General features: G+C 62.5%; 18 protein-coding genes and 1 riboswitch. Of the genes, 5 read left to right on the top strand and 13 right to left on the bottom strand.

All coding sequences use genetic code 11. The features are described 5' to 3' along the window. Window positions 1–232: 232 nt before the first annotated feature. From C8K61_RS25125 to C8K61_RS25105, 5 genes are all read right to left on the bottom strand, one after another. The gene (locus C8K61_RS25125; RefSeq protein ID WP_108099377.1) at window positions 233–868 is read right to left on the bottom strand and encodes an urea amidolyase associated protein UAAP2; all 636 of its coding nucleotides are present in this window, start codon (window positions 866–868) and stop codon (window positions 233–235) included. Between the two features lie 10 nt (window positions 869–878). Further along, a complete protein-coding gene (locus C8K61_RS25120) occupies window positions 879–1607 on the bottom strand; it encodes an urea amidolyase associated protein UAAP1 (protein WP_108099375.1) in 729 nt (242 codons plus the stop codon). Between the two features lie 2 nt (window positions 1608–1609). Beyond that, window positions 1610–2413, bottom strand: a complete 804-nt coding sequence (locus C8K61_RS25115; protein ID WP_108099373.1) for an ABC transporter ATP-binding protein — start codon at window positions 2411–2413, stop codon at window positions 1610–1612. Beyond that, complete coding sequence (locus C8K61_RS25110; RefSeq protein ID WP_108099371.1) at window positions 2410–3225, bottom strand: ABC transporter permease; 816 nt, start codon at window positions 3223–3225, stop codon at window positions 2410–2412. Before C8K61_RS25110 ends, C8K61_RS25115 begins: the two co-directional genes overlap by 4 nt. A gap of 111 nt (window positions 3226–3336) precedes the next feature. Continuing rightward, a complete protein-coding gene (locus tag C8K61_RS25105; RefSeq protein ID WP_108099369.1) occupies window positions 3337–4404 on the bottom strand; it encodes a putative urea ABC transporter substrate-binding protein in 1068 nt (355 codons plus the stop codon). A gap of 54 nt (window positions 4405–4458) precedes the next feature. Then, window positions 4459–4564: riboswitch (guanidine-I (ykkC/yxkD leader) on the bottom strand. Window positions 4565–4885: 321 nt separating this feature from the next. Here C8K61_RS25105 and C8K61_RS25095 point away from each other — a divergent pair. Beyond that, entirely contained in the window at window positions 4886–5320 is a 435-nt protein-coding gene (locus C8K61_RS25095; protein ID WP_256589549.1) for a hypothetical protein, read from the top strand. Window positions 5321–5430: 110 nt separating this feature from the next. Here the strand turns inward: C8K61_RS25095 and C8K61_RS25090 are convergent, their stop codons facing one another. Further along, window positions 5431–5598, bottom strand: a complete 168-nt coding sequence (locus C8K61_RS25090) for a general stress protein (RefSeq protein WP_108099367.1) — start codon at window positions 5596–5598, stop codon at window positions 5431–5433. Window positions 5599–5940: 342 nt separating this feature from the next. On the opposite strand from C8K61_RS25090, the gene C8K61_RS25085 reads away from it, so the two are divergent. Further along, window positions 5941–6198: a DUF2188 domain-containing protein gene (locus C8K61_RS25085; RefSeq protein ID WP_108099365.1), complete on the top strand. Its 258-nt coding sequence runs from the start codon at window positions 5941–5943 to the stop codon at window positions 6196–6198. Window positions 6199–6303: 105 nt separating this feature from the next. On the opposite strand, the gene C8K61_RS25080 is transcribed toward C8K61_RS25085, so the two are convergent. The 7 genes from C8K61_RS25080 to C8K61_RS25045 all read right to left on the bottom strand — a co-directional run bounded on the left by C8K61_RS25080 (window position 6304) and on the right by C8K61_RS25045 (window position 15046). Further along, window positions 6304–6717, bottom strand: coding sequence for a hypothetical protein (locus C8K61_RS25080; protein ID WP_108099364.1), 414 nt, complete (start codon window positions 6715–6717; stop codon window positions 6304–6306). Between the two features lie 136 nt (window positions 6718–6853). Then, window positions 6854–8443 (bottom strand): malate:quinone oxidoreductase, encoded by a 1590-nt coding sequence (locus tag C8K61_RS25075; RefSeq protein WP_108099668.1) that lies wholly within the window; start codon window positions 8441–8443, stop codon window positions 6854–6856. 162 nt (window positions 8444–8605) lie between these two features. After that, window positions 8606–9997 carry an MDR family MFS transporter gene (locus C8K61_RS25070; RefSeq protein ID WP_108099666.1) on the bottom strand — a complete coding sequence of 464 codons (1392 nt, stop codon included), beginning with the start codon at window positions 9995–9997 and terminating at the stop codon, window positions 8606–8608. A gap of 195 nt (window positions 9998–10192) precedes the next feature. Further along, entirely contained in the window at window positions 10193–11344 is a 1152-nt protein-coding gene (locus tag C8K61_RS25065) for an acyl-CoA dehydrogenase family protein (protein WP_108099362.1), read from the bottom strand. A 40-nt stretch (window positions 11345–11384) separates the two neighbouring features. Next, window positions 11385–12275 (bottom strand): 3-hydroxyisobutyrate dehydrogenase, encoded by an 891-nt coding sequence (gene mmsB / locus C8K61_RS25060; RefSeq protein WP_108099360.1) that lies wholly within the window; start codon window positions 12273–12275, stop codon window positions 11385–11387. Window positions 12276–12312: 37 nt separating this feature from the next. Next, entirely contained in the window at window positions 12313–13827 is a 1515-nt protein-coding gene (locus C8K61_RS25055; RefSeq protein WP_108099358.1) for a CoA-acylating methylmalonate-semialdehyde dehydrogenase, read from the bottom strand. A 322-nt stretch (window positions 13828–14149) separates the two neighbouring features. After that, the gene (locus tag C8K61_RS25045; RefSeq protein WP_108099354.1) at window positions 14150–15046 is read right to left on the bottom strand and encodes a LysR family transcriptional regulator; all 897 of its coding nucleotides are present in this window, start codon (window positions 15044–15046) and stop codon (window positions 14150–14152) included. Window positions 15047–15189: 143 nt separating this feature from the next. On the opposite strand from C8K61_RS25045, the gene C8K61_RS25040 reads away from it, so the two are divergent. The 3 genes from C8K61_RS25040 to C8K61_RS27090 form a co-directional block, all read left to right on the top strand. After that, window positions 15190–15888, top strand: a complete 699-nt coding sequence (locus C8K61_RS25040) for a CoA transferase subunit A (protein ID WP_108099352.1) — start codon at window positions 15190–15192, stop codon at window positions 15886–15888. A 37-nt stretch (window positions 15889–15925) separates the two neighbouring features. Next, window positions 15926–16582, top strand: coding sequence for a CoA transferase subunit B (locus C8K61_RS25035; RefSeq protein ID WP_108099350.1), 657 nt, complete (start codon window positions 15926–15928; stop codon window positions 16580–16582). Window positions 16583–16593: 11 nt separating this feature from the next. Further along, a partial coding sequence (locus C8K61_RS27090; RefSeq protein ID WP_256589556.1) for a hypothetical protein occupies window positions 16594–16685 on the top strand: 92 nt, incomplete at its 3' end.

Genomic DNA, 16685 nt, shown 5'->3' with positions numbered 1-16685 from the left:
CCGTCCCGCTGTATTTGGGTCTGCACCGGGGTCGTCCACGGTGGGGAATGCTGTACTCGGTCAGTCCCCTCTCCCCTGGTGGGAGAGGGTTAGGGTGAGGGGGGACTTTGATGGTGCGTTTGGCCCCTACCCTCACCCCCGGCCCCTCTCCCGCACGCGGGAGAGGGGAGCGAATCTGCGTTTAACACCTGCCCACTGCGACTCTGGCAAACCGCAAACAACCACCGCCGAATCAGTCCCATACCAGGAACTCCGCAGGCGTCGGGTTGTAGCCGTTGCAGGGGTTGTTCAGTTGCGGGCAGTTGGAGATCAGGACGATGACGTCCATATGCGCCACCAGCTCGACGTATTTGCCGGCGGCGGAAATGCCGTCTTCAAACGTCAGGCCGCCTTCGGGGGTGACCGGCACGTTCATGAAGAAGTTGATGTTGGCGCTGATGTCGGCCTTGTTCAGGCGGCCGTCGTGCAGGCTGGCGCGCAGGAAGTTGTCGCGGCAGCTGTGCATGTAGCGTTTGTCGAGGGCGTAGCGCACGGTGTTGCTTTCCTGTGCGCAGGCGCCGCCCAAGGTGTCGTGGCGGCCACAGGTGTCGGCGGTGATGGTCAGTAGCGGGTTGCCGAGGTTGGAGTACAAAACGGTGCCGGTGGTCAGGTACACGCGGTTCTGTTTGCGCAGGGTGCGTTGCACGTCGTAGCGCTCGCGTGGGTTGCTGGCGCTGAAGAACAGGGTGTCGACCGCCTGGTTACCTTCCAGGTCGAGCAGACGCAGGGTTTGCCCGGCTTTCACTTCTTTGAGGAACGGCTCGCCGGCGGCGATGGTGGCGCGAAAGATGGCGGCTTCTGCATGGCGAGGGCTGTGGATTAGTGACATGGCGTGGCCCTCAGAGGTACTGACGTTCGGTGTTGTGGAAAGCGCGGCCGTTTTCCGGGCGCGAGGTGCGGCACAGCACGCTGATGCCGTCTTCGGCGACCTGGCTCCAGCTCAACTGGACCGGCTTGGGTGCGTACGCAGGATTCGGGTCCATCGGATGTTGCAGGGCGGTCAGCACCACCAGGGTGTCCATCGGTGCATACAGCTCGACGTAGTCACCGACCTTGGAGTTGTCTTCGACGAAGTGGAAGCAGCCGTCGCTGTCGACCGTCACCTTGCTGAACAGGTTGAGCACCATCAGCAGGTCTTGCAGGTTGAGGTTCCACTTGCCCATTTCCACCAGCAGGTTGTCCACGCCGTTGCGGAAGAAGCTGTTGCGCAGTTCCTGGTAGCGGCCGGCGCCGTATTTTTCCTGCACCTCGGTGGCGCTCAGCACGCCGCCAAAGCTGTCGTGCCAGCCGCAGGTGTCGGCGGTGATGGCGGCGAGTACGCGGCCCATGTCCGAATACAGGCAATGGCCGACGGTGAGCTTGGCGGTGTGCTGGCCTTTGAGGCTGTCCGGCAGGTTCAGGCGCTCACTTTTCTCGGCGGCATTGAGCAGCATCAGGCTGACATTGGCGCCGCCTTCGAGGTCGGTGATGCGCAGCAGCTGGCCGCGTTTGAGCACGAACGAGGTGTGGCCGCCGCCGGGTACGGTTTCTTCATACAGGCTGGGGCGCAGGCTCAAGGCACTGGTCATGTTCAGGCTCCTTGGTAGACAGAATGCAGGCTGCCGGTGACGTGCGCCGGCAGGGCGTCGACGGCGGCACGGGTGGCGCGGCGGTCGGGGTTCAGGGGAATGTCGTAGGTGATGCGCGCGCCGTAGGCATTCGGGGCGTGCGGGTCGTGGCGGACCTTGTCGAACACCATCAGGCGGGTGCCAAGGGTGAAACCTTCGGACAGGTCGTGGGTGACCATGAACACCGTCAGCTTGGTTTCGCGCCACAGCTCCAGCAGCAGCTCGTGCATGTCTTTGCGGATGCCCGGGTCGAGGGCGCCGAAGGGTTCGTCGAGGAGCAACACGCGCGGCTGCATGATCAGCGCCTGGGCAATCGCCAGGCGTTGCTGCATGCCGCCGGAAAGCTGGGTGGGGTATTTGTCCAGGGAGTGGCCGAGTCCGACTTTTTTCAGCAGCTCGGCAGCTTGTTCGCGGGCATCGCGTTTGGCCTGGCCAAACAGCCGGCCAAACAGTGGCGAGCGCGGCAGCTCCAGGCCGAGGGCGACGTTGTTCAGTACCGACAGATGGGGGAATACCGAGTAACGCTGAAACACCACACCGCGGCTGGAGTCCGGCTCGCCAACCAGCTTTTTGCCGCCGAGCAGAATCTCGCCCTTGCTCGGCACTTCCTGGCCCAGCAGCAGACGCAGGAAGGTCGACTTGCCGCAGCCGGAGGTGCCCACCAGGGTGCAGAACTCACCCTCGGCGACGGTGATATTCAGGTTCTCCAGAACCACTTGATCGCCGTAGGTTTGCCACACATTTTTCACTTCGATGAAGGCGCTCATGCTTTCGCTCCTTCATACCAAGGGAAGGCCAGGTAGGTCAGGCGCTTGAGGCCCAGGTCCATCAGCCACGCCAGCAGGGTGATCCACACCACGTAGGGCAGAATCACGTCCATGGCCATGTAGCGGCGCACCAGAAACACCCGGTAGCCGAGGCCATCGGTGGAGGCGATGGCTTCGGCGGCAATCAGAAACAGCCAGGCTGAACCCAGCACCAGGCGCAGGGCAATCAGCAGGCGCGGCAGCAGTTGCGGCAGGACCACCCGCAGAATCAGGGTCCAGGTCGAGGCGCCGAGGGTTTGTGCTTTGATCAGCAGCTCCGGCGGAATTTCCCGCGCCCGTTGTTCCAGGTCTCGGGCCAGTACCGGGGTGATGCCGATCACGATCAGCATGACTTTCGACAGCTCACCCAAACCGAAGACGATGAACAGAATCGGCAGGATCGCCAGCGGCGGCACCATCGACAGCACGGTCAGCAGTGGCGACAGTGGCGCGCCGAACAGCGGCAGGGTGCCGGCGGCGATACCCAGGCACAGGCCGACCACAGCGGCGATACCCAGGCCCATGCCTAAGCGTTGCAGGCTGGAGGCAGTGTCCTGCCAGAGCAGATAACCGCCGCTGCGTTTGTCTTCTTCAAAGGCCATGCGCTTGACCGCATCGGTCATTTGCACGGCGCTGGGCAGCAGCTTGTCATTGGGGTTGTCCGCCAACCGCGCCGAGGAACCGGTGAAGTAGGCGAACAGCAGCAGGGCGAACGGCAGCAGGATTAGCAGCAGTCGTCCGGCACCGTCCGGGTGGCGATTGATCAGTCTCAAAGTTTCGTACCGTATCCGGGTAGGTTGGGTTGAGCCAAAGGCGAAGCCCAACATTGCGATCGGGAGGCAAGCATCGAGGTCCGCGTTGGGCTTCGTTGCACTCAGCCCAACCTACAAGGTGCCGTCAGCAGCCATCTGCACGTAGCTGGGGTCAAAGCGCAGCTTGATGTTGCCCTGGTCCCCGGTGACCTTGCCTTTGGCGAAGCTCATGCCAACGGCGCCGGCGTCTTTAGCGCCTTCGCCAAGCAGGCCGTGGGCGAAGGAGAAGTTCGCCACCTTGTTCATGGTGTCCGGCAGTTGCGGGCTGGTGGCGAAGGCCAGGGCGTCTTTGGCGGTGTAGAACAACTTGGTGGTCGCCAGTTGCGACTTGAAGCCAGCCAGGTCGGTGCCCGAGGCCTTGGCCATGTGTTCCAGGGCGGCGGTGGCGCGCGGGCTGTCGGTGGTCATCAGTTCCATGATTTCGAACCAGGCGCCGGTCAAGGCTTTGCCCAGGGCCGGGTTGTCTTTCAGGGTCTGGGTGTTGACCACCATCATGTCCATGATCTCGCCGGGAATCTGGCTGGAGTTGAACACTTCGGTGGTGTCGGGCAGGGCTTTTATTTCCGCCAGCATCGGGTTCCAGGTCACCACCGAATTGACTTCGCTGGTGTTGAAGGCGGCGGCGATGTCAGCGTCGGAAGTGTTCACCACGCTCAAGTCTTTTTCGCTCAGCCCGGCGCTTTCCAGGCCACGGGCCAGCAGGTAGTGGGACACCGAAAGCTCGACCAGATTGACCGGTTGGCCCTTGAGGTCGGCCAGGGTCTTGCCCTTGCCTTTGAGCACGATGCCGTCGTTGCCGTTGGAGAAGTCGCTGACCACCAGGGCGGTGGAGTCGACGCCGCCAGCAGCGGGGATGGTCAGGGCGTCCATGTTGGTCATGGTGCAGCCATCGAACTGGCCGGCGGTGTACTGGTTGATCGACTCGACGTAGTCGTTGAGCTGCACCACGTTGATGGCGATGTTGTACTTCTTCGCCCACTTGTCGACGATGCCTTCGGCGGCCGCGTATTCCCACGGCATCCAACCGGCGTAGAGGGTCCAGCAGACGCTGAATTTTTCTTTCGGGGCAGCGTGGGCGCTGAAACTGAGGGCGGCAGCAAGGCCAGTGAAAGCGAGGGCTAGAACAGCGGACTTGCGCATAAAAAACCTCCAGTTCGAGAAAAAAGCGGGCAGGCGTAACGCGGCTTGGCGTTCGTCTCCCGGGCTTTTGTCCCGCCGTGTAACCTCACTGGAGGTCGACAACTCTCGGACCAGTCACTGAGCGTTTTAAGCGCTAGCCGGAACCCTAGTCATCCATTGCAAATTGTGGTGCCGCGTGCCCCGGTGGTGGCCGAGGTTAATCCTGCACGCCTGAGCTAAAGCGAGAGGCGTGCCAAGTTAGCGCCGGCCAGCTATGCCGGGGGCTGGGGAGAGTGAGCGAGACAGGGGAGGGCGAAGTCGTGCGCAAAAATAAGGCGCCGGCGGCGGTCGTGCCGTGCTTTGGTGCGTCGATGAAATAACTGGCAACGGAATTTGAAAGCTCCTACAGCAAGCCGAGAGGTTTCTGCGCTGTCCAAGACTTCGGGAACAGCCAAAGAGCGGCACTCGCCACTCGGTTCCCGTGCGGTCTCAGGAGGCTGCCATGATGCGTTACCGAACCCTGCTGCTGGGTCTGATAGGTCTGTTTCTGGCTGGTTGTGCGGGTTATGACTACGACGACAATTACGACCGCAGCTATGGCCGGGGTGGCTATGGCAACGTCTACAGTGCTCCGGTATATGGGGGTGGTTACAGCGTGCAGCAGTACCGGGTGTACTCGGCACCGCGTTACTACTCGCCGCCGCCGGTGTATCGTCCGGCGCCACGCTATTACGTGCCGGCACCGCAACCGCGTTATTACTCCACGCCCCATCGCGCGCCCATGCAGCAAGGCTGGAATCAGCCGCCGCGTGGTTACTACCCGGCGCCAGGGCGCGGCCAGGACCGTCATCACTCCCGTGGCCGGGATGACCACCGCGGCAACGACCACCGCGGCGATGATCGCGGGCGTGGCGATGGGCGCCAGCACCGCCGATAGTCCGGTACTACAAAATCTCAAACGCCAGACAAACAAAAGCCCGCTGTCGCGGGCCCTTGCTGGACTCAGCTAGCAGGGCGTTAGTGAATCAGGGCACATCCAACAACAGGTCAGCCCCTGGCGCCATGGCTGGCCTGGCCGCCTTTGCGGCCGGCTTCGGAGGCTTTCTGCGGGTCATTGGCAAAGTTGCCGCCGCTGTTGTGTCCACCCTTGCGACCCGCTTCCGAGGCCCTCGCTCGATCGTTGGCGAAATTACCGGGGTTTTTGTTGGTAGGCATTTTGGTTTCTCCTCTTCTATGAAGTAGTAGCAAAACCCTAATGGGCCTTACAGGAACTCTGAAGGCCCTCCCTCAAGATCGTTCGCCTGAATTAAGTCATTGGCGACAAACGGTTTTTTGATATTAAAGTGCAACTTGCCACTCAACTTTCAATTGCCCCGCTGCGCTTGCGCTATTGCCAATGTGCAACTAAGGCCCGCCATTAAACGCGGCTGAATATGACCGCTCATCCCTTGCAGGGAACTGCGCCCACAGCGTTTCGCTCGGATGTTCACACGCTGGTGAAACCCCCGTGGCGTGAGGCCTGGCGGGGTGGCAGTGACATTCAGGGATTAATGCAGCATGGGCGACTACCACATCAACCGTGTGCCAGAGGGTTGGCAACTGATCAAACGCGGCGCCACGCGCCCGTCCAAACGTGCCTTGACCAAGGGTCGGCTGATTCAGGAAACCGAGCGTTTTCTACGGGGCAAGGATGCCGTGCTGATCATCCACAACGAAGATGGCACCACGGTGGAGAAGACCTACGAAGCCGGCAAGCTGGTGCCGCCGCGATGGGCCAAGTGGCAGGAAGAAGAGTCGGCCAACGACCAGGAGTAGGGCGAATATCGCCTCGGGCGATATCCGCCGCTGCCATCCGCACGGTGTCTGCCGTGCCGTTATAACGGCGGATACCCTGCGGGTATTCGCCCTACGTTAGGGCACTCAGGCCGGCTGCTCTTCGTCGCGAATCAATACGCACAGACGGCCGCTTTCGTCTTCCACGGCGTCGTACACGTAATACATCACCACTTCACCCAAACCTGGGAGGGCGGCCACGTAGTCGCCGATCTCGGCGCTGAAGTGCGCCTTGCTGCCGGGTTTGGCTTCGCTTTCGATGTAAGCGTTGAAGAACAGGCCTGGGTCGGCGTCGCCAAAGAAATCGTCACGGGCTTCTGCATCCCATTCGGCCGGGGCGTTGAACTGGCCGGCGAACAGCACCTTGCCATCACCCAGGTCTTCTTCTTCGGCTTCCGGGTCGGTTTCATCCAGGCGGTACACCGTGCAGCTCAGCGCGTCTGCATGACCGAGGATAAAGGCGCGGGCGGCCATACGTTTGTCGGTATCCATTACAGACATGGGTGTCTCCAGTAGGGGCGGCGTTGTGCCTGCGAGCGGGCAGTGTGCCGCTCAACCTTCGGGCTCGCAAGCGCGAGCGACGGCGCTGCAGCAGGTGGGCGCCGGGTAGAAACGGCGGCGCCCACTGGGGCGGGGTTTACAGCGCGTCGACCATTGGGTCGGCGTCCGGCTGAACCTGCACGAACGGCAGTTGCAGACGTGCGCTGCTCCAGGCACGGGTACTGTTGGTCAGCTCAAGGTCGTTGTTCAACTTGCGGCCGTAGGAGGGAATGATCTCCTTCAGCTTGGCTTGCCATTCTGGCGTCTTGACCTTGTCCTTGAAGGTTTTCTCCAGCACCGAGAGCATGATCGGCGCGGCAGTGGAGGCGCCCGGCGAGGCACCCAGCAGCGCGGCAATGCTGCCGTCCGCCGAGCTCACCACTTCGGTACCGAACTGCAAGATGCCGCCCAGTTCCGGGTCTTTCTTGATGATCTGCACGCGCTGGCCGGCATGTACCAATTTCCAGTCGGCGTCTTTGGCCTCGGGGAAGTACTCGCGCAGGGCAGCCATGCGGTCGTCCTGACTGAGCATCAACTGGCCCACCAGGTAGGTGGTCAGCGAGGTGTTATCCAAGCCAGCGTGGGCCATGGGCAGCATGTTGTGCCAGGTCAGCGCGCTGAACATGTCCCACAGCGAACCATTGATCAGGAACTTGGTGGAGAAGGTGGCGAATGGGCCGAACAGCAGCGCCTTCTTGCCGTCGATCACGCGGGTGTCCAAGTGCGGCACCGACATCGGCGGCGAGCCCACCGAGGCTTTGCCATACACCTTGGCCTGGTGCTGCGCGACGATCTCCGGGTTGGTGGTGACGAGGAATTCGCCACCCACCGGGAAGCCGGCATACCCTTCGGCTTCCGGGATGCCGGATTTCTGCAACAGCTTCAGCGCGCCGCCACCGGCACCAATGAAGACGAACTTGGCTTTCACGCTTTTCAGCTGCTCGCCGTTGCCGAGGTCGGCAACCACCACGGTCCAGGTGCCGTCGTCATTGCGCACCAGGTCGCGCACTTCGTGTTGCAGGTGCAGGGCAACGCCAGGGCGGCTGGTCAGCGAGCCGAACAGCTGGCGGGTGATCTCACCAAAGTTCACGTCGGTGCCGATCGGCATGCGCGTGGCGGCGATTTTCTGCCCTTCGGCGCGGCCGTCCATGACCAGCGGAATCCACTGTTCGATCTGCGCCGGGTCGGTGGAAAACTCCATGCCGCGGAACAGCGAGCTGTGCTGCAGCGCCGCATGGCGCTTTTGCAGGTAGGTGACGTTTTCATCTCCCCAGACAAAGCTCATGTGCGGCACGTTGTTGATGAAGGTGGTGGGGTTGTTCAGCACCTTCTGCTCGACCTGGTAGGCCCAGAACTGCTTGGATATTTCGAACGACTCGTTGATCGCCACCGCCTTGCTGATGTCGATGCTGCCATCGGCGGTTTCCGGTGTGTAGTTCAATTCGCAGAAGGCCGAGTGGCCGGTGCCGGCGTTGTTCCAGGGGTTGGAGCTTTCTTCAGCGACCTGACCCATGCGTTCGTAAATGTCGATGCTCCAGCCCGGCTCCAATTCATTCAGGTAGGTGCCCAGGCTGGCACTCATGATGCCGCCGCCAATCAGCAGGACATCGACGGTTTTTTCCGGCTCGGGGGTTTTCGTGCAGCCGACAACGACCAGGCAGACGAGGGTTAACAACAGCTTTTTCATCAGTTCAACCATTTCCAGTTTGCTATTAGCGAGGCTAAGAGCAAGACCGGGGCCAGGTGCGGCAGGGCGCCGCAGGGCGGGGGCTGGAGCGGGTTTCAGCTGAGTGCGGCTGGCGGGATCTGGCCAGATCCCGCCAGCCGGGGGGCGGAATCTCGCCGCCGTTTACTCGGCGGTGGGACTGGCCGGCAGGTGATGACGCAAACGGTTGTCGGCCATAAACAACGCAATCAGCAGCGGAATAGCGGCGATGGCTGCGTCCAGCAATAGCAGGTCGCGAAACGCCATACGCAGTTGCTCGCTGTCCACTTGGCCGAGGCTGGCGCTGATGTGCTCGGGGTCTACGCTGGGCAGCAAATGCCAGAGCAGGCTCGACAGCAATGTAACCCCCAGCGCCCCGCCCAGGCCGCGGAACATGCCGCAGGCCGCAGTCACCACGCCCAGGTGGCTGAGTGGCGCAGCACTCTGCACCGCCACCATCGAGGTGGGGAACTGTAGCCCCAGCGCTACTCCGCAGCAGGCTAGCAGCGGCAAGCTGAGCATCTCCAGGCTCGGCGGCAGGAACGCCAACGCCACCAACGCCACTGGCAACAGCAGATTGCCGCTGAGAATCAGCGGTTTGTAGCGGCCCAGCTGGGAACTCAAACGGCCACCGATAAAGGCCCCCAGTGGTGCGCCAATGGCAATCGCCATCAGTTGGCTGGCGCCGGTACCGGCACCGCCCTGGGCATGGGCGTGCAGGGGAAACAACACGGCCAGGGCCACGGCCTGGAAGTTGGCGAAAAACAACAGGCCCCAGCCGGCGCGCACCGGACCGATGCGGAACAGCTCCATGGGGATTACCGGCTCGCTGGCACGGCGTTCCTGCAACACGAACAACAGCAGGCCGAGCAGGGCGACTCCCAAGCCGATGGCGTTTTCCAGGCTCAGCCACTGGCGCTCCTGGCCCAGGCGGGTGATCAACAGCAACAGGCTGCCCAGGCCGATCAGCAGCAATACCCCGCCGAGGTAATCGAGGCGCGCCTTGCGCCGTTTTTCCGCCAGGCCCGCCAGACGCCGCTGGCTCAGCCAGATGGCCAGCAGGCCGACGGGCAGGTTGATCCAGAACACCCAACGCCACGACAACTGCTGGCTCAGCAGGCCGCCCAGCGGTGGCCCGATCAGGCTGGCCAGAGCGAACATGCCGCTGAACCAGGCCTGGTAACGGCCACGCTCGGCGGGGGCGATCAGATCGCCAATCAGCGCCTGGATGGTGGCGATCATGCCGCCGGCACCGATACCTTGCAGGGCGCGAGCGCCGACCAGTTGGCCCATGTCCTGGGCGAGGGCGCAGAGCACGGAGGCGAACACGAACAGGCTGGTGGAAATCAGCAACAGGCGGCGCCGGCCGAACAGGTCACCGAGCTTGCCGAAGAATGGCGTGGCGATGGTCATGGCCAACATATAGGCCGACACCACCCAGGCCAGCAGTTCGCTGCCAGGCAGCTGCAAGGCGATTTCCGGCAGCGCCACGGCAACGATGGTCTGGTCCAGGGCGGAGAGGAAAATACCCAGCATCAGGCCAAACAGAATCTGGCGCAGTTGCGTGGGGCTGAGCGGAGCAGAGGGGGAAGCGGCAGTCACGACGGGCCCTTAACGGCTGGCAGGAAGTGAGGGTATGACCTGATCGAGCGGTGCGAGTTTGCCCAAGCGCCGCCCGGCTGAACAGCGTTGTTTCAGCCGGTGCCTGCGCGTGGGAAGCGGTTCATCCCATCACAGCGCGTAATGCTTCAGCTCACGGGCAATCAATAGGCGCTGGATTTCGCTCGAGCCCTCGTAGATCTGGGTAATGCGCGCATCGCGGTAGTAGCGCTCTACTGGGTAGTCCTCGAGGTAGCCGTAGCCGCCGTGAATCTGAATCGCATCGGAACACACCCGCTCAGCCATCTCCGAAGCGAACAGCTTGGCTTGCGAGGCTTCGGACAGGCATGGATGGCCTGCCGTTCTAAGTCGCGCGGCATGCAGAATCAGCAGGCGGCTGGCGTTCAGTTGGGTGTGCATGTCGGCCAGTTTGTTGGCGATGCTTTGGTGTTCGATGATCGGCTGGCCAAACTGCACCCGCTCACGGGCATACACCAGCGCCGCTTCGAAGGCCGCGCGGGCAATGCCCAGCGCTTGCGCGGCGATGCCGATACGGCCGCCTTCCAAATTGGACAGCGCAATTGCCAGACCCTTGCCGCGCTCGCCAAGCAGATTGGCGGCCGGCACCGTGCAGTTGTCGAGGGTGATGGCGCAGGTGTCGGAGGCCTTGATGCCCATCTTCTTTTCGCTGCGGTCGACGACAAACCCTGGGGTGTCGGTGGGCACCAGAAATGCCGACAGACCTTTTTTGCCCAACTCGGCATCGGTCACCGCGAAGACGATGGCGAGCTTGGCGCGCTTGCCATTGCTGACGAACTGTTTGGCGCCATTGAGCACCCAGTTGCCGTCCCGCAGTTCGGCGCGGGTGCGCAGGTTATGCGCCTCGGAACCGGCGTGCGGTTCGGTCAGGCAGAAGCAGCCAATGGCTTGGCCGCTGGCCAGGGCGGGCAGCCACTGCTGCTTTTGCGCCTCGCTCCCATAGTTGAGCACCGGGCCGCAGCCCACCGAGTTGTGCACACTCATCAGGGTGCCAGTGGCGGCATCTGCGGCGGCGACTTCTTCCACCGCCAGGGCGTAGGCCACGTAGTCGGTGAACGAGCCGCCCCAGTTGTCGGGCACCACCATGCCGAGCAGGCCGAGTTCGCCCATCTTGCTTACCACAGCGTCGTCGATCCAGCCGGCGGCGGCCCAGGCTTGGGCGTGCGGGGCGATTTCACTACGGGCGAAATCGCGGGCCATGTCGCGGATCATGCGTTGTTCGTCGCTCAGTTCCAGATCGTGCATGCAGGGCTCTCTGTCTGTTTTGTGGTGGGCATCGGCGCGTTCATGCGTCGTGCTGGTAGAGCTTGATGATCGCCGAGAAATCCAGGCCGCCATGGCCCTGGGCGCTGAAGCTCTGGTACAGCTGTTGCGCCAGGGCGCCGAGCAGCACTGGTTGCTGCGCCTGTTTGGCGGCTTCGGTGGCCAGGCCGAGGTCCTTGAGCATCAGGTCGGTGCCAAAGCCGCCGCTGTAACCGCGAGCAGCCGGGGCGCTGTCGAGCACTCCGGGAAAGGGGTTGTAGGTGTCCGAACTCCAGCAGCGGCCGCTGGAGGTGTTGATCACCCCGGCCAGCACCTTGGCATCCATGCCCAGGGCGACGCCCAAGTTCATGGCTTCGGCCACGCCGATCATCGAGATGCCCAGCAGCATGTTGTTCGCCACCTTGGCCACCTGGCCGTTGCCGGCGGCGCCGCAGTGGACGATGTTCTTGCCCATGGCGGCGAGCAGCGGCTGCGCGTGTTCGAAGTCGTCCACGCTGCCGCCGACCATAAAGGTCAGGGTGCCGGCCGCCGCGCCGCCAGTGCCGCCCGACACCGGCGCATCGAGCATCGGGTTACCTTGCTGGGCGGCTGCGGCGGCCACTTCACGGGCAGTCATCGGGTCGATGGTGGAGCTGTCGATCAGCCGCACACCCTTGGCAATGTGGGCGAGCAGGCCGTCTTCGCTCAGGTATACGGCTTTTACATGGCGAGCGGCGGGGAGCATGGTGATGATCACTTGCACCTCACTGCGCGCCAGTTCGGCAGGGGAGGCGACGGCGGTGGCGCCGGCTGCGGTCAGGCTGTGGACGGAGGCGGGCACCAGGTCAAAGACCGTCAGTGCATGGCCGGCTTTGAGCAAGTTCAGGGCCATCGGCCCGCCCATGTTGCCGAGCCCGATAAAACCGATATTCATGAGGCGTCCCTTTTGTTGGAGTTATGGGTTGCGCGGTTTATTTCAGGGTAATGGTGGTGTTCACCGCCCCCACTTCATCTTCATCGAACCAACGCTGGGTGACCGTTTTAGTCTGCGTATAGAACTGCACCACTTGCTTACCGTACGGGCCGAGGTCGCCGAGTTTGGAGGCGCGGGAGCCGGAGAACGAGAAGATTGGCACCGGCACGGGAATCGGCACATTGATGCCCACCTGGCCGACGTCGATCTCCTCCTGGAAGTGCCGCGCCGCTGCCCCGGAGCGGGTGAAGATGGCGGTGCCGTTGCCGTTCGGGTTGGCGTTGATCAGGGCGATGGCCTCATCCAGACTGGCGGCGTTGAGCACGCAGAGCACAGGGCCGAAGATTTCTTCGCGGTAGATGCGCATGCTCGGCGTGACGTCGCTGAACAAGGTAGGGGCGATGAAGTTCCCGCGCTCGAAACCTGGGACTGTCGGGTTGCGGCCATCCAGAGCGAGGGTCGCGCCCTCTTCGATGCCCGCGGCGATCAGGCCATGAATCCGCTCAAGTGCGGAACAGGAGACCACCGGGCCGAGGTCGGCACCCGCTTCGGTACCCGCGTTCAGCCGCAGGGTCTTGCTGCGTTCGACCAGCTCCGGCAGCCAGGTTTGCGCCTCGCCCACCAGAATCACCGTGGACAACGCCATGCAGCGCTGGCCCGCCGCGCCGAAAGCGGCGCCCACCAGGTTGTTGAGAGTCTGCTGGCGGTTGGCATCGGGCATCACGATGGCGTGGTTTTTTGCCCCCATCATGCATTGCGCGCGCTTGCCGTTCTGGGTGGCGCGGTTGTACACGTGGGTGCCGACCTGGGTCGAGCCGACAAAGGACACGGCCTTGATTTCCGGGTGATCGCACAAGCGGTTCACCACCTCGGCGCCGCCGTGTACGACATTCAGCACCCCGGCCGGCACCCCGGCCTGCATCGCCAGTTCGGCCAGGCGCATGGTCACCATCGGGTCTTGTTCGGAAGGCTTCAATACGAAGGTGTTGCCGGTGGCGATGGCCATCGGAAACATCCACAGCGGAATCATTGCCGGGAAGTTGAACGGGGTGATACCGGCGCACACGCCCAGAGGTTGCAGCAGGGTGTAGGTGTCGACACCGCCAGCGACGTTGTTGGCCAGCTCGCCCAACTGCAAGTTGCCGATGCCCGCGGCGTGCTCGACCACTTCCAGGCCGCGGAACACGTCGCCCTCGGCGTCGGCAAGGGTCTTGCCCTGTTCGGCGGTGAGCAGCGCCGCCAGTTCGGCCATGTGTTCGCGGATCAGTTGCTGGTACTTGAGAAAGATCCGCGCGCGGGCGCCGATCGGGGTCTTGCGCCAGGTTTTGAAGGCCTCGGCGGCGGCGCTGATGGCCGCGTCCACTTCGCCTTGAGTGGCAAAAGGCACCCGCGCGAGCACCTGTTGGGTGGCCGGGTTGATGATGTCGCGCCATTGGCTGCTGGCTGAATCGATCAGCTCGCCGCCGATCAGCAGTTTTACGCGGGGAATGGCAGTGGCGTCGGTCGTTTGCATTGTTGTTATGACTCCGGCATGAGCAGGGGTTGGGCAAATCGGGACTGGGGAGCAGCTTAGCAGTGTGGTTCTAGGAATTACCCTACATGAGTTTTCCGGCTTTTCTACAGAGCCATTTTCTGTCGTTTGTAATCCTCACCCGACACACATTTAGTCGGGTTTCCCTTATGCAACGTTCCTCGAAATACTCCTCACGCGATACCTACCCCCGTCGGCTCTGCATCACCGGCAGCACGCTACTGCTGCTAATCGGTCTGGGCTCCCAGCCTGAATTTCTTGCCCGCCTGTACGATTGGCTGAGCGTTGCCTGGCACCTCCCGCTCTAACCCGTTTGCTCCGCCGGCCAGGCCGCCAGCACTGTGTCGTACAGGGCCTGGGCGGCCACCGACAGTTCGTGGTCGGCCTTGCGCAAAATGCCAATCGACCGTTCGATGACGGGCTCGCTCAAGGTCAGGCAGCGCGCGCCCAGCTCATGCATCTGCTGTACGCACAGCGCCGGTACGGCGCTCACCCCCAAACCATTGGCGACCATGCGGCCGACCGTGGCCAATTGATGGCTTTCAAACACCACCGGTAGTTTCACCCCGCGCTGGCGCAGGTGCTCTTCAAGTAAAACGCGCACGGTGGAGGGGCGCTGCAAGGTCACGAACGGGTACTCCAGCAGCGTCGCCCAGTCGACCTCGGCGCGCTCGGCCAGCGGCGAATCAGCCGCCACCACGGCGACAAAACGGTCCAGGTACAGCGGTGTGAAATCCAGGCTGTCATCAGCCTCTGGGGCGAAGGCGATGCCCAGTTCCACTTGGCGGTCGCGGACCATCTCCAGCACCTGTTCATTGATCACGTCGTTGACCGTCACATTCACCTTCGGGTGCCGTGCGCGAAACTGCACCAGCAATTCCGGCAAGGCGTTGCAGGCGAACGACGGCATCGCTGCCAGGGTTACTCGCCCTTGCTGCAGGGTGAAACGTTGGCGCAGCTGATCTTCGGCATTTTCCCAGTCAGCCAGCAGACGTCGCGCCAAGGGCAGCAGCGCTTCGCCTTCCGGTGTCAGGCTGACATTGCGTGTGGTGCGGCTGAACAGGCGGCCACCCAAGCCTTCTTCCAGGCCTTTGATGGTCAGGCTGAGCGCCGATTGGGAAAGGTGCAAGCGCTCCCCGGCCTGGGCAAAACTCAGGCTTTGCGCCACTGCGAGAAAGGCACGCAGCTGTTTGATGGTCATGGTTGGCCTCGGCAAAACGGCTATTTACTGTGCTGATTTATCAATTAATCCATTTTAAAAATCAACTTAACAAATCAATCCGTCGGCACAACACTCTGGGTACTGGGCCGTTGGCCCCCACCAAAACAAGAGAGGCGCCGCAAATGGCAGGTTTCGATAAACGTGTGGGTTCGTACGAAGAGGCCCTGGCGGGTCTGGAGGACGGCATGACCGTCCTGGCCGGCGGCTTCGGCCTGTGCGGCATCCCGGAAAATCTGATAGCCGAGATCAAGCGCAAGGGCACCCGTGACCTTACCGTGGTCTCCAACAACTGCGGCGTCGATGGCTTTGGTCTAGGTGTGCTGCTGGAAGACCGGCAGATCCGCAAGATGATCGCGTCCTACGTTGGCGAAAACGCCCTGTTCGAAAAGCAACTGCTCAGCGGCGAGCTGGAAGTGGAACTCACCCCGCAAGGCACCTTGGCGGAAAAAATGCGCGCTGGTGGCGCGGGTATTCCGGCGTTCTTCACCGCCACCGGGGTCGGTACGCCGGTGGCCGAAGGCAAAGAAGTACGTGAGTTCAATGGCCGCGACTACCTGATGGAGCCCTCCATCACCGGCGACTTCGCCATCGTAAAAGGCTGGAAGGCCGACTGGTTCGGCAACGTGGTGTACCGCCACACCGCGCAGAACTTCAACCCGCTGGCAGCCACCGCCGGCAAGATCACAGTGGTGGAAGTGGAAGAAATCGTCGCCCCTGGCGAGCTCGATCCGACCCAGATCCATACCCCAGGCATTTATGTCGATCGCCTGATCTGCGGCACCTTCGAGAAACGCATCGAACAACGCACCGTACGTGCCTGATCGTCTTCCTCCTCCCTTTTTGCAGAGAATAAAAACTATGGCGCTTACCCGCGAACAAATGGCCCAGCGTGTCGCCCGCGAATTGCAGGACGGCTACTACGTCAACCTCGGCATTGGCATCCCGACTCTGGTCGCCAACTACGTGCCCGAGGGTATGGAAGTGATGCTGCAGTCGGAGAACGGTCTGCTCGGTATGGGCGCATTCCCGCGCGCCGATGAGATCGACGCCGACATGATCAACGCCGGTAAACAAACCGTGACGGCGCGCGTCGGCGCCTCGATTTTTTCCTCCGCCGAATCCTTCGCCATGATCCGTGGCGGCCATATCGACTTGACTGTACTCGGTGCCTTCGAAGTGGACGTGCAGGGCAACATCGCCTCGTGGATGGTGCCGGGCAAACTGGTCAAGGGCATGGGCGGGGCGATGGACCTGGTGGCCGGGGCGGAAAATATCATCGTCACCATGACCCACGCCTCCAAAGACGGTGAGTCGAAACTGCTGGGCCAATGCACCTTGCCACTGACCGGCGCTGGCTGCATCAAACGCGTGCTCACCGACCTCGCCTACCTGGAAATCGCCGATGGCGCCTTCCTGCTCAAAGAGCGCGCACCGGGAGTGAGTGTCGAGGAAATCGTCGCCAAAACCGCCGGTAAGCTGGTGGTGCCAGAGCACGTGCCGGAAATGCAGTTTTGAGGACTGATGCCATGCAAGACGTCGTAATCGTTGCCGCCACCCGTACCGCCGTCGGCAGTTTCCAGGGCTCGCTGGCCGGTATTCCTGCCGTCGATCTTGGCGC

The sequence above is a fragment of the Pseudomonas sp. GV071 genome (assembly GCF_003050835.1).
Taxonomy (GTDB): Bacteria; Pseudomonadota; Gammaproteobacteria; order Pseudomonadales; family Pseudomonadaceae; genus Aquipseudomonas.
Note: the sequence above shows the minus strand (reverse complement) of the source record. Positions and strands in the feature narration are given on the sequence as shown.

Coding starts and splice junctions, on each gene's coding strand:
- C8K61_RS25125 (WP_108099377.1), bottom strand. CDS start 868: ATGTCACTAATCCACAGCCCTCGCCATGCAGAAGCCGCCATCTTTCGC.
- C8K61_RS25120 (WP_108099375.1), bottom strand. CDS start 1,607: ATGACCAGTGCCTTGAGCCTGCGCCCCAGCCTGTATGAAGAAACCGTA.
- C8K61_RS25115 (WP_108099373.1), bottom strand. CDS start 2,413: ATGAGCGCCTTCATCGAAGTGAAAAATGTGTGGCAAACCTACGGCGAT.
- C8K61_RS25105 (WP_108099369.1), bottom strand. CDS start 4,404: ATGCGCAAGTCCGCTGTTCTAGCCCTCGCTTTCACTGGCCTTGCTGCC.
- C8K61_RS25095 (WP_256589549.1), top strand. CDS start 4,886: ATGATGCGTTACCGAACCCTGCTGCTGGGTCTGATAGGTCTGTTTCTG.
- C8K61_RS25090 (WP_108099367.1), bottom strand. CDS start 5,598: ATGCCTACCAACAAAAACCCCGGTAATTTCGCCAACGATCGAGCGAGG.
- C8K61_RS25085 (WP_108099365.1), top strand. CDS start 5,941: ATGGGCGACTACCACATCAACCGTGTGCCAGAGGGTTGGCAACTGATC.
- C8K61_RS25080 (WP_108099364.1), bottom strand. CDS start 6,717: ATGTCTGTAATGGATACCGACAAACGTATGGCCGCCCGCGCCTTTATC.
- C8K61_RS25075 (WP_108099668.1), bottom strand. CDS start 8,443: ATGAAAAAGCTGTTGTTAACCCTCGTCTGCCTGGTCGTTGTCGGCTGC.
- C8K61_RS25070 (WP_108099666.1), bottom strand. CDS start 9,997: ATGCTGGGTATTTTCCTCTCCGCCCTGGACCAGACCATCGTTGCCGTG.
- C8K61_RS25065 (WP_108099362.1), bottom strand. CDS start 11,344: ATGCACGATCTGGAACTGAGCGACGAACAACGCATGATCCGCGACATG.
- mmsB (WP_108099360.1), bottom strand. CDS start 12,275: ATGAATATCGGTTTTATCGGGCTCGGCAACATGGGCGGGCCGATGGCC.
- C8K61_RS25055 (WP_108099358.1), bottom strand. CDS start 13,827: ATGCAAACGACCGACGCCACTGCCATTCCCCGCGTAAAACTGCTGATC.
- C8K61_RS25045 (WP_108099354.1), bottom strand. CDS start 15,046: ATGACCATCAAACAGCTGCGTGCCTTTCTCGCAGTGGCGCAAAGCCTG.
- C8K61_RS25040 (WP_108099352.1), top strand. CDS start 15,190: ATGGCAGGTTTCGATAAACGTGTGGGTTCGTACGAAGAGGCCCTGGCG.
- C8K61_RS25035 (WP_108099350.1), top strand. CDS start 15,926: ATGGCGCTTACCCGCGAACAAATGGCCCAGCGTGTCGCCCGCGAATTG.